Source organism: Microbacterium sp. 2FI, assembly GCF_005502885.1.
In the GTDB taxonomy this organism is placed as follows: Bacteria; Actinomycetota; Actinomycetes; order Actinomycetales; family Microbacteriaceae; genus Microbacterium.
Window position 1 is genome coordinate 51321 of sequence record NZ_SCMR01000023.1, and the last position, 10799, is coordinate 62119.

Here is a 10799-nt window from a genome sequence, read left to right on the forward strand (position 1 = left end):
GGCTCAGCCGCCGGCGAGGGCGACGAAGAACTCGGTGACGGCTACCCCGGTGCCCCAGATGGCGCCGAACGCACCCTGCACCGCATTCGCGGCATCCTCCGGCCTCGTGACGAGGTAGAACACGGCGAATGCGATGACGAGTCCGATGAGGACGCGCTTGACGAGCTTCACAGGTGGGGTCCTTTCACGACGGCGGTGAACGATCCCCCCGGAACGCAGCACATGCTGTTGTACCCCACACTTCGCCGCGATCGCGTCAGACACGCGGATCGGGATGTGCGCCGACGGCGTCAGGGGCGCAGGAGCACCTTGACCGCGCGGCGTTCGTCCATTGCGGCGTACGCCTCCGCTGCTTCGCCGAGCGGCAGCTCGAGATCGAACACGAGTCCGGGCACGATCGCCCCGGATCGAACGTCGGGGAGAAGTTCGTCGATGTAGCCGCGCACGGGCGCGACGCCGCCGTTCACGCCGACGTTGCGCCCGAACATCTGCGCGATGGGAAGCTCGGGGCCGCCGTTGGGCACGCCGACGTAGCCGACCATGCCGCCCGGGCGGGTGGATCGAAGCGCCTGGTCCATCGACTCCTTCGTGCCGACGCATTCGAGCACGCGATCGGCGCCGATGCCGTCGGTGAGTTCGCGGACGCGTTCGATGCCATCCTTGCCGCGCTCGGCGACGATGTGCGTGGCACCGAACCTCCGGGCGAGCTCCTGCCGCTCGGGATGACGCGACATCGCGATGATCGTCGTCGCGCCGAGGCGCTTCGCGGCGATGATCGCGCACAGGCCCACCGCGCCGTCCCCGACGACCGCGACGGAGTCGCCTGCCTGGACGCCTGCCGACACCGCGGCGTGGTGGCCCGTGCCCATGACGTCGCTCAGGGTGAGGAGTCCGGGGATCTCGTCATCGGCGACGGGGCCGGGTACGACGGCGAGCGTTCCGTCGGCGAGCGGAACGCGCACGCGCTCGCCCTGGCCGCCGTCGGCGAACCCGCCGAGACGGTCGGCACTCCCCCACCAGCCGCCGGTGAGGCACGACGTGCTCACGCCGTTGCGGCAGTTGACGCACGTGCCGTCGCACACGTAGAACGGCGCGATGACGAAATCGCCGGGCGTGATGTCGCGCACGTCGTCACCGACTGCTTCGACGACACCGACGAACTCGTGGCCGATCCGGTGAGGCTCGTCGGTCGCCGTCACGCCGCGATACGGCCACAGGTCTGATCCGCACACGCACGCGGCGACGACACGGACGATCGCATCGCCCCCGGTGGAGAGCACGGGGTCGGGGACTTCTTCGACACGGATGTCGCGGGCGGCGTGGATGACGGTGGCGAGCACGATTCGAGCCTAGAGGGATGCCGCGCGACCGGCACCGCGCGATGGCGAGCACGGTCGCCGACTCAACCGCAGTAGACGGCCTTGAAGAGCAGCACGGTGAGCGCGAGGTTCGCGGCTTCAGACTCGCCCGAGTAGTAGAGGTCGATCGCGCCGAGCACCTCCTCGGCATCCGCCTGCATGCCGCGCGCCTCATCGAGACCCTCCAACTGCGCGACCAGCGCGTAGAACGCGTCCTCGACGCTGGTGACCTCGCCGGTGGCGATGTCGACGGTGGTCGAGCAGGCGTACTCGAATGCGAAGTCGGCGGCCGGGTTGGACTCGACCGCCGTCTGTGCCCGTGCCACATCGTCGGCCATCGTGTCGAGGTCGTCGCTCGCCTCGCTGACGGCGTTCCGCGCGGCGATGCGCAGGTCGTCGAGCGTCTGCGAGCCCGACCGCAGCGCATCGTCGGTGTATCCCAGTGCGTCGGGCAGGTACTGTCCGGCCTGCCGCGCCGCCGGCGCGCACGCCGAAGCAGTCGTGGTGATCCCCACGAGCACGAAGACGATGAGCATCGCCGCAGAGACGAGCGTGGAGCGCTGAGTTCGCATGCGGGATCCCCATTCCTTCGCACACGGGCGTCGTTGACGCGCACACTACTCCGCCGCACGTGCCGGCGGAAGGGCACCTGGCCGGGACTCTGACCCGCGACGGCGCCAGTTTGCGGCATCCGCTACACCGATCTCTGGCGCGGATGCCGCAAACTGGCGCCCTCGTGTGAAACCGCACCGGCGGAAGGCTCAGCCGTCGCCCGTCACGCGCACGACGACCTTCCCCGCCACGTGCCCGCGCTCGACGATCTCGAGCGCCTCGACCGCACGGTCGAACGGGAGCACCTCCTGCACGACGGGCGCGATCGCGCCCGCGGCCAGCCACCCGGCAAGCAGTTCGAGGTCGCTCGCGTCGACGCGGGCCATGAGACCGCGGGCGTCGACGCGTCGCACGTTGCCGGCGACGGTTCGCGTCACGAGCGACGACAGCGGACCCAGCACGCGCCCCCGGCTCAGCCCGCCGACCATGACCACGCGCCCACCCCGGCGCAGCAGCCGCCGCAGCCGCGCGATGGGCGCCGTCGCGACGGTGTCGAGCACGATGTCGTAGTCCCCCTGCCCGACCCCCGACCCCGGCTCGCCCTTTGTGTAGTCGAACACCCGATCGGCGCCGAGCCCGCGCACGAGGTCGCCGGTGCGCGGCGAGCACACGGCATCCACACGCAAAGCTCCCAGCACACGCGCGAGCTGCACCGCGAGATGCCCGACACCTCCGGACGCGCCCCACACCAGCACGCTCCCGCCGTCGCGCAGTCCCCCGCCGTCGCGGAGCCCCTGCAACGCGGTGAGCCCGGCCATCGGAGTGGCCGCGGCATCCTCCCACGACACCCCGTCCGGCAGCCGCGCGAACGCACCTGCCTTCGCGACGGCGAACTCGGCGAGCGCTCCCCCGCCCATCGAGCCGAGCACGCGGTCTCCGACGGCGAGTGCGGTCACGGCAGTCCCCACGGCATCGACGATTCCGGCGACATCCGCCCCCGCGGTGCGGACCCCGTCGAAGCGGAAGCCCTCCTGCATCCGCATGATCCAGGGCTCACCCCGGTGCATGTGCCAGTCGAACGGGTTGAGTCCCGCGGCGATCACGCGCACCCGCACACGACCGTCGCCGGGTTCGGGCACAGGCTGATCCGTGAAGCGAAGGCCCGCGGCATCCGTGTACCGGTCGTAGGTCAGCGCTCGCATGCAGATGGCTCCTCGAAGACGTACAGCGTAAGTTTCCACCGGTGACGCTAGGCTTACGCCGTAAGTTTGTCAAGGGAGGGGCGGATGGCACGAGCGGGACTGACACGGGATGCCGTCATCGACGCCGCACTCTCCCTCGCCGATCGCGAGGGACTCGCCGCCGTCTCGATGCGCCGCCTCGCGAGCGAACTCGGCGTCGAGGCGATGTCGCTCTACAACCACATCGCCGACAAGGGCGATCTGCACGCCGGCCTCGGCGACCGCATCTGGAGCGAGGTCGACCTCGCTCCAGACGAGTCCGACTGGCGCCGCGGGCTGCACCGGCTGTGCGGGTCGACGCATGCGGCGTTGCTGCGGCATCCGTGGTTCTTCCGGCTCCCCCTCGCCGCGGGCGGGCCGACGCGCCTCGCCGTGATCGAGGCGACACTCGCGCACATCAGCGCCGGCGGAATCGATCGGGATGCCGCATTTCACGCGCTGCACGTGCTCGACGGCCACGTCTACGGGTACACGTGGCAGGCTCTCGAGTTCGCGCCCTCTGCGAGCGCGCTCCCCGAGCCCGATGCGCTCGAGCAGATGCTCGCCCCCTACCCGCACCTGCGCGCGCATGCACGGCAGCACTTCGACGGCGCCCCGGCCGGCGACGGGTTCGTCATCGGTCTCGACCTCATCCTCGACGGCCTCACCGCGGGCAAGCGCGCGACCGGATCCACGGCTGTCGCCCCCGGGCGCTACCGCCACTTCAAGGGCGGCGAGTACGAGGTCGTGAGCGTCGCACGCCACAGCGAGACCGAGGCCGAGCACGTCGTGTACCGCGCACTGTACGGAGACGGCGGGCTGTGGGTGCGACCGGTCACGATGTGGACCGAGCACGTCGAGCGCGACGGTTACGCGGGCCCGCGGTTCACCCGCGTCGATCCGCCGGCGGGTCCACAGCCGGGTCAGCCGGATCATCCGCGCGATCGGCCGTAGCCAGCAGGCTGTGCCGCCTCCCCCACAGCAGGTAGAAGGCGAGCACGACCGCCACCCACCCGGCGAACCACGCGTACGTCGAGAACCCGAGGCCGGAGATCAGGTATAGGCACGCGAGGATCGACAGGATCGGCGTGACCGGATACCCCGGCACGCGGAACCCGCGCGGCAGATCGGGGCGCGTCCGCCGCAGCACCATCACGCCGATCGAGACCACGATGAACGCGACGAGCGTGCCCATCGACACCAGGTCCCACAGGTTCGACAGTGGGACGAGGCCCGCGAGCAGCGCCACCGCGATCGCGACGACGACCGTCGAGAACACCGGGGTGTGAGTGCGGGGATCGACGCGGGCGAACGCCTTCGGGATCAGCCCGTCACGACCGATCGAATACAGGATGCGGGTCTGACCGTAAAGCGTCACGAGCGTCACCGAGAAGATCGAGATCACCGCGCCCGCCGCGAGCAGCGTCGCCGGCCACGAGGCGCCGAGCACATCGGCGAGGATCACCGAGAGACCGGCGCTCTGCTGCTCGGGGTCTTCGAAGTCCTGCCACGGCTGCGCGCCGACCGCCGCGATCGTGACGAAGAGGTACACCGCGACGACGGTGACGAGCGCGATCAGGATCGCGCGCGGCAGCGAGCGCTGCGGATCGCGCACCTCGTCACCGGCGGTGGAGACCGCGTCGAGGCCGATGAAGGTGAAGAAGATTGTTCCGGCCGCCGCCGTCACCCCCGCCGCGCCGTGCGGCGCGAAGTCGGCGAAATTGTCGGCCTGGAAGGCGCTGATCGCAATGACGCCGAACATCACCAGCACGCCGATCTTGATGAAGACCATCACGGTGTTCACCGTCGCCGACTCGCGGGTGCCGCGGATGAGCAGCAGCGCGCACATGCCGACCAGCACGACGGCGGGCAGGTTGATGACACCGCCCTCGAGGGGTCCTGCGGCGAGCGCCGCCGGGATGTCCCACCCGAAGAGGTCTCCCACGAGCCGGTCGAGGTAGCCGCTCCATCCGGAGGCGACGGCAGCGGTCGAAACGCCGTACTCGAGCATGAGGCAGGCGGCGACCCCCATCGCGACGATCTCGCCGAGCGTGGCGTACGCGTACGAGTATGTCGATCCCGACACCGGGACTGCCGAGGCCATCTCGGCGTAGCAGACCGCCGACAGCCCTGCGGCGATCGCGGCGATCAGGAACGACACGATGACGGCGGGGCCGGCGAGCGGGACCGCCTCGTGCATGACGAAGAAGACGCCGGTGCCGACGGTCGCCCCGACGCCGAGCATCGCGAGCTGAAAGGTGCCTATGCCGCGGGTCAGTCCGCCGGGCGCCGGCGCCGGCGGCGTGATCGGCTTCCGACGGAAGAGCTCGTTCGCGGCGCCCATGTCACGAGAGTCTAGGGGCCGCTCGTCTCGCCGCGACCCCCTTCTGCCGCGGCATCCCACGCCCTAGCGTGAAGACATGTCCGCTTCCGACCTCCCCGCGCTCGCCGCATCCCTCGACGCGCGCGCCCTCGCCGACGGCTTCTCGGGCGTCATCTCGATCGACGTCGACGGAGTCCCCGCGTTCGCCCAGGCGTACGGTCTCGCCGACCGCGCCCACGGCATCCCGAACACGGTCGACACGCGGTTCGGCATGGCCAGCGCCTGCAAGGCGTTCACGGCGCTCGCGGTGATCTCGCTCGTCGAGGACGGCACGCTCACGCTCGACACGCCCGTGCGCAGCATCCTGAACGACGATCTGCCGCTGATCGACGATGGTGTGACCATCGAGCACCTGCTCACCCACACGTCGGGCATCGGCGACTATCTCGACGAGGAAGCCGACTGGGACGTCGACGACTACATCCTCACGGTGCCGGTGCACGAGCTGTTCGAGACCGAGGCGTTCGTGCGCGCGATCGACGGCCAGCCGCAGAAGTCTCCGCCCGGGGAGCGGTTCGCCTACAACAACGGCGGCTATATGGTGCTCGCGATCATCGCCGAGCGGGTCAGCGGGCTGCCGTTCCACGACCTCATCGCCGCACGCGTGTTCGAGCGCGCGGGGCTCGAGAAGACGGCGTATCTGCGGCTGGATGGGCTGCCGGGCGACGCGGCCTTCGGCTACGTCTACGACGATCCGGAATCGCTCCGCACGAACGTGCTGCACCTGCCCGTCCGCGGCAACGGCGACGGGGGCGCCTTCATCACGGCCCCCGACTTCAGTCGGTTCTGGCGCGCTGCCGCCGACGGCGCGGTGGTCTCGCAGGCGTCCGTCGCGGACATGTGGCGGCCCCGCAACACCGACGAGAACGAGGGTCTCCGCTACGGCTTGGGGTTCTGGCTCGACCTCGACGGACCCGGCATCGTGCTCGAGGGATACGACGCCGGTGTGTCGATCCGCAGCCGGTTCGATCCCGGGTCGCGCACGACGACGACGATCGTCGCGAACAGCTCCGAAGGCGCGTGGGGTGTGATCGGGACCTACACCGACGCGCTCTCGGCGTGAGCCGCGGGGCTCTGGCTCGTGCCCCGATCACCCTGCTAGCGTGCCAGGAACCGGAGAGGCCCGAGTCGACCACGAAGGAGACGATGACGTGACAGCAGCTCAGAATGCCGCGCCGCAGGGAGCGAGCGCCGCGAAGCCGCGCGAGGAGTGGACCGGACAGGTCGGCTTCATCCTCGCGGCGATCGGCTCGGCGGTCGGCCTCGGAAACATCTGGCGGTTCCCGGGCGTCGCCTACGAGAACGGCGGGGGCGCGTTCCTCATCCCGTACCTCGTCGCGCTCATCACCGCCGGCATCCCGATCCTCTTCCTCGACTATGCGCTCGGTCACCGCTTCCGCGGGGCCTCGCCGACCGCCTTCCGACGCGTCGGCGGTGCGTTCGGCCGCTGGACCGAGTCGCTCGGCTGGTTCCAGGTGGCGATCGCCTTCGTGATCGGGCTGTACTACACGGCCGTCATCGCGTGGGCGCTCAGCTACTTCGTCTTCTCGTTCGATCTGCGCTGGGGTGACGACACAGCCGGATTCCTCACCGGGGAGTACCTCCAGGTGGGCGAGCCGGGCGTCAGCTTCGAATTCGTGCCAGGCGTGCTGATCCCGCTCGCGATCGTCTGGATCGCCGCGATCGTCGTGCTCGCGCTCGGTGTCGCGAAGGGCCTGCAGCGGGTCAACGTGATCTTCCTGCCGCTGCTCGTCGTCGCATTCACGATCCTCGTCGTGCGCGCCCTCTTCCTCGACGGCGCGGCAGAAGGCCTCAACGCCCTGTTCACCCCCGACTGGGAGGCGCTGGCGAACCCGAATGTCTGGATCGCCGCGTACAGCCAGATCTTCTTCTCGCTGTCGATCGCGTTCGGCATCATGATCACCTATGCGTCGTACCGCAAGCGCCGTGCGAATCTGACGTCGCCCGGCCTCGTCGTCGCCTTCGCGAACTCGTCGTTCGAGATCCTCGCCGGCATCGGGGTCTTCGCGACGCTCGGCTTCTTCGCGTTCCAGCAGGGCGTGGGCGTCGACGAACTCGAGGGCCTCACCGGCGTCGGACTCTCGTTCATCACGTTCCCTGCGATCGTGTCGCAGATGCCCGGCGGCCCGATCTTCGGCGTGCTGTTCTTCGGCTCGCTCGTGATGGCGGGATTCACGTCGCTGATCTCGGTCCTGCAGGTGGTCTCTGCCGCCGTGCAGGAGAAGTTCCGGCTGACGCCGCGCAGCGCCGCGGTCGGGGTCGGCATCGTGTCTGCGGTGCTGTCGATCCTTCTCTTCTCGACCACGACGGGGCTTCTCGCCCTCGACACCACCGACCAGTGGGCGAACAACATCGGCATCGTGCTGTCGGCGGTGCTGACGACGATCCTCGTCATCTGGGTGCTGCGTAAGGGCCCCGAGCTGCGCTACCACCTCAACGCCGTGTCCACCTTCAAGGTCGGCGGCGTCTGGATCGTCCTGGTCGGCGTGCTCGCCCCGATCGTGCTGGGCTACATGCTCGTCTCGCGCATCATCACGCTCGTCGTCGAGGGCTACGCAGACCTGCCGGAGTGGTACCTGCTGCTGTTCGGCTGGGGCACGATCGCGTTCACCCTGATCGCCGCGATCGTGATGACGATGCTCAAGTGGCGCGATTCTCCCGACGACTTCACCGCGTGGCCGCCGTACCGTGACGAGCGAGGCGCCGCGGCAACCGGCGCGAAGGAGGACGCGCGATGACTCCCATCGCCATCACATTCCTGATCCTGGCGATCCTGATCGTGTGGGGCGGGCTCGTCGTGAGCGTGCTGTTCCTGCGCTCGCGGTCGGAGCTGGCGCAGTACCCCCCGGGCGACACCGACGATCACCGCGAGGACGACGCGCCCGACATCCGCGACACGTGACGACGATCGGGATGCCGCGGCCCGCTGCCGCGGCATCCCGACATCGTCAGTTGAGGGATCGAGTGGATGCCGGGATCGCGCCATCACGGTAGAGATCGGATGCCATGTCCTGCAGCGCGGTCAGCGCGACGCGCTGGGTCATCGGTCCGTACGAGATGCGAGCGACGCCGAGTGCCTCGTACTCCGCGGCGCGGAGCGAACCGGGCAGCCCGATGACGCTCACCTTGCGCTCGCCGATGCCCTCGACCAGCAGCCTCGTGACGTCGGCATCGAGGATTCCGGGCACGAACACGAGGTCGGCGCCGGCATCGAGATACGCGCGGCCGCGTTCGATCGCGTCGGCGATCGACTCGTCGACGGGGCGGCCGCCACCGCGCACGAATGCATCGGTGCGGGCGTTCAGCACGAAGGGCACGCCCTCGGCGGCACCGGCCGCGACGATCGCCTCGACGGCTGCCACCGCCTCGTCGAGCGGGCGCAGCCGGTCTTCGACGTTCGCGCCGACGACACCGACGCCGATCGCGCGCCGCACGGTGTCGCCCGGGTCGCCGTAGCCGGCGTCGAGGTCGGCCGACACCGGCAGGTCACCGACCGCCGTGACGATGCGGCCCACCATGTCGAGCATGACCTCGAGGGGGACCTCGCCGTCGGGGTATCCGTAGGTCGCCGCGATCGAGTGACCGGCGGTGGCGATCGCCCGGGTCTCGGGAAGGGCGGCGATCGTCTTCGCCGACACGGCGTCCCACACGTTCACGACGCGGAGGATCTGGGGCGCGGCATGCAGTCGCGCAAGGGTCTGGGCCTTCTGCTCGGAAGTCGTCATGCCCTCAACGCTAGCGGCCACCCTCCGACACGCGGCCGTCGAGGTACCACCAGCGTTCGCTCTGCCGCACGAAGCGGCTGCGTTCGTGGAGTTCGCCGCTTTCTCGCCCCTGCCGCCAGTGCGCGCGGAACTCGACGATGCCGCGCGGGTCGTCTTCTCCCCCGGCATCCGTCTCGACGATCTCGAGGCCCGTCCACCGCTGACGCGGATCGAGGTCGAGCGTCTCAGGACGCGTTCCCGGATGCCACGTCTCGATGAGGTACCCGGCGTCGCCGATCGCGAAGGCGGTGTAGCGCGAGCGCATGAGGCGCTCGGCCGTCGTGGCCGGCGTGCCGGAGAGGAGCGGGCCGCAGCATCCGTCGAAGCGATCGCCGCTGCCGCACGGGCACGCACTCGCGCCGTCGACGCCCGACGGCGTCGATCCCCGCCCTGCGGCTCCTCCGAACGACACGTGACGACCCTCCCGACCGGCAAGCGGTCGCTTCGAGCCTACGTCCGCCCGAGCGACCGGGGCGCGAGATCGCGGCCATTCTCGCAGGACCTGTCGGGCATCTGCGGGGCAGCGTCATAACGAACTCCCAGGCCCGACTGCGATTCTGAGGACGTCTCCGCGGAGAGTCCGTACGGCGTGTCACGCCCGGATCGACTCCGCGACGGCGACGGTCTGCGGGACCGCCCCTCGTGCCCACCCCCCGGGCAGGAGGGGCGGCCCCGAACCCGCCCAGAGCCGGCGAGCGTGTTCCCCCGGAGCGTTCGCCGGCTCACCTGGTCTCTGCGGGTGTGGATAACTCGAACCCGCGTCAGGGCGCGGCGGTTACCGTGGTCGGGTGAGATCGCGCGCGCTGACCGGGGCCGTCGCCCTGCTGCTGCTCGCGAGCGCGCTCAGCGCGTGCACTCCGTCTCCCGAGCCCACCGAGCCGACGCCCCTCTTCGCGAGCGAGGCCGAGGCATTCGCGGCCGCCGAGGAGACGTATCGCGCCTACGTCGACGCCCTGAACCAGGTCGATCTGAGCGACCCCGCGACCTTCGAGGACGTGTACGCCTGGACAACGGGTGACCTGAACAGGTCGGATCGGCAGGGGCTCACCACCTACCATGCTGAGGGCACGGTCGTATCTGGCGAGTCGTCGGTCGCTCTCGTCGAGGGCTCGACTGCAAACATCTCGCGTGGAACGGTCGATCTTGCGGTCTGCCTGGACGTCTCGAACATCGACGTGCGTGATTCCGACGGCAACTCAGTAGTTGACCCGGATCGCACCCCGGTGCAGAGCCTCGTCGTTTCGCTATCCCCCTCAACGTACTCACCAACCGCGCTTCAGATCGAAGCCATTGGCCCTCGAGTTGACGGCCCAAGTTGCAGCTAACCGCGGTTGCGCTCGCATTCGTGCTCGCGACCACACTCAGCGCCCCGACAGATCGTGAGCAGTGCCACGACGTCGGAACATGGACCACGACATGCACCGCTAACTCCGGAACCCAGGTAGACATCTCCGCTGGCATGACCCACCCGGGCACGGAATCCCCCACGCGCCCGTCGACC

At 69.7% G+C, this 10799-nt stretch carries 12 protein-coding genes; 5 read left to right on the top strand and 7 right to left on the bottom strand.

What is annotated here, in order from left to right:
- Window positions 1-3: 3 nt before the first annotated feature.
- From FFS15_RS18700 to FFS15_RS15760, 4 genes are all read right to left on the bottom strand, one after another.
- The gene (locus tag FFS15_RS18700; RefSeq protein ID WP_171013235.1) at window positions 4-171 is read right to left on the bottom strand and encodes a hypothetical protein; all 168 of its coding nucleotides are present in this window, start codon (window positions 169-171) and stop codon (window positions 4-6) included.
- Between the two features lie 119 nt (window positions 172-290).
- Window positions 291-1340 carry a zinc-dependent alcohol dehydrogenase family protein gene (locus tag FFS15_RS15750; RefSeq protein ID WP_137845997.1) on the bottom strand — a complete coding sequence of 350 codons (1050 nt, stop codon included), beginning with the start codon at window positions 1338-1340 and terminating at the stop codon, window positions 291-293.
- Window positions 1341-1402: 62 nt separating this feature from the next.
- On the bottom strand, window positions 1403-1930 hold the full coding sequence (locus FFS15_RS15755; RefSeq protein ID WP_137845998.1) for a hypothetical protein: 528 nt from the start codon (window positions 1928-1930) through the stop codon (window positions 1403-1405).
- Between the two features lie 189 nt (window positions 1931-2119).
- Entirely contained in the window at window positions 2120-3112 is a 993-nt protein-coding gene (locus FFS15_RS15760) for an NAD(P)-dependent alcohol dehydrogenase (protein ID WP_137845999.1), read from the bottom strand.
- 84 nt (window positions 3113-3196) lie between these two features.
- Between FFS15_RS15760 and FFS15_RS15765 the strand changes: the two genes are divergently transcribed.
- Window positions 3197-4084 (top strand): DUF1653 domain-containing protein, encoded by an 888-nt coding sequence (locus tag FFS15_RS15765; protein WP_137846000.1) that lies wholly within the window; start codon window positions 3197-3199, stop codon window positions 4082-4084.
- Here the strand turns inward: FFS15_RS15765 and FFS15_RS15770 are convergent.
- The gene (locus tag FFS15_RS15770) at window positions 4017-5474 is read right to left on the bottom strand and encodes an amino acid permease (protein WP_137846001.1); all 1458 of its coding nucleotides are present in this window, start codon (window positions 5472-5474) and stop codon (window positions 4017-4019) included. The two genes, FFS15_RS15765 and FFS15_RS15770, sit on opposite strands and share 68 nt — an antisense overlap.
- Before the next feature lie 76 nt (window positions 5475-5550).
- On the opposite strand from FFS15_RS15770, the gene FFS15_RS15775 reads away from it, so the two are divergent.
- The 3 genes from FFS15_RS15775 (at window position 5551) to FFS15_RS15785 (ending at window position 8436) form a co-directional block, all read left to right on the top strand.
- Window positions 5551-6576: a serine hydrolase domain-containing protein gene (locus FFS15_RS15775; RefSeq protein ID WP_137846002.1), complete on the top strand. Its 1026-nt coding sequence runs from the start codon at window positions 5551-5553 to the stop codon at window positions 6574-6576.
- Window positions 6577-6664: 88 nt separating this feature from the next.
- Window positions 6665-8272 carry a sodium-dependent transporter gene (locus FFS15_RS15780; RefSeq protein ID WP_137846003.1) on the top strand — a complete coding sequence of 536 codons (1608 nt, stop codon included), beginning with the start codon at window positions 6665-6667 and terminating at the stop codon, window positions 8270-8272.
- Entirely contained in the window at window positions 8269-8436 is a 168-nt protein-coding gene (locus FFS15_RS15785; protein WP_137846004.1) for a MetS family NSS transporter small subunit, read from the top strand. The genes FFS15_RS15780 and FFS15_RS15785 overlap by 4 nt, the downstream gene beginning before the upstream one ends.
- Window positions 8437-8482: 46 nt before the next feature.
- On the opposite strand, the gene FFS15_RS15790 is transcribed toward FFS15_RS15785, so the two are convergent.
- On the bottom strand, window positions 8483-9259 hold the full coding sequence (locus tag FFS15_RS15790) for an isocitrate lyase/phosphoenolpyruvate mutase family protein (protein WP_137846005.1): 777 nt from the start codon (window positions 9257-9259) through the stop codon (window positions 8483-8485).
- 10 nt (window positions 9260-9269) lie between these two features.
- Window positions 9270-9710, bottom strand: coding sequence for a YchJ family metal-binding protein (locus FFS15_RS15795; protein ID WP_137846006.1), 441 nt, complete (start codon window positions 9708-9710; stop codon window positions 9270-9272).
- 376 nt (window positions 9711-10086) lie between these two features.
- Between FFS15_RS15795 and FFS15_RS15800 the strand changes: the two genes are divergently transcribed.
- Window positions 10087-10623 (top strand): hypothetical protein, encoded by a 537-nt coding sequence (locus tag FFS15_RS15800; RefSeq protein ID WP_137846007.1) that lies wholly within the window; start codon window positions 10087-10089, stop codon window positions 10621-10623.
- The last annotated feature ends 176 nt before the right edge of the window (window positions 10624-10799 follow it).

What these genes read in the sequence shown, in the direction of transcription:
- FFS15_RS15760 (WP_137845999.1), bottom strand. Translation starts at nt 3,112, where the DNA reads ATGCGAGCGCTGACCTACGACCGGTACACGGATGCCGCGGGCCTTCGC.
- FFS15_RS15775 (WP_137846002.1), top strand. Translation starts at nt 5,551, where the DNA reads ATGTCCGCTTCCGACCTCCCCGCGCTCGCCGCATCCCTCGACGCGCGC.
- FFS15_RS15755 (WP_137845998.1), bottom strand. Translation starts at nt 1,930, where the DNA reads ATGCGAACTCAGCGCTCCACGCTCGTCTCTGCGGCGATGCTCATCGTC.
- FFS15_RS15790 (WP_137846005.1), bottom strand. Translation starts at nt 9,259, where the DNA reads ATGACGACTTCCGAGCAGAAGGCCCAGACCCTTGCGCGACTGCATGCC.
- FFS15_RS15765 (WP_137846000.1), top strand. Translation starts at nt 3,197, where the DNA reads ATGGCACGAGCGGGACTGACACGGGATGCCGTCATCGACGCCGCACTC.
- FFS15_RS15770 (WP_137846001.1), bottom strand. Translation starts at nt 5,474, where the DNA reads ATGGGCGCCGCGAACGAGCTCTTCCGTCGGAAGCCGATCACGCCGCCG.
- FFS15_RS15785 (WP_137846004.1), top strand. Translation starts at nt 8,269, where the DNA reads ATGACTCCCATCGCCATCACATTCCTGATCCTGGCGATCCTGATCGTG.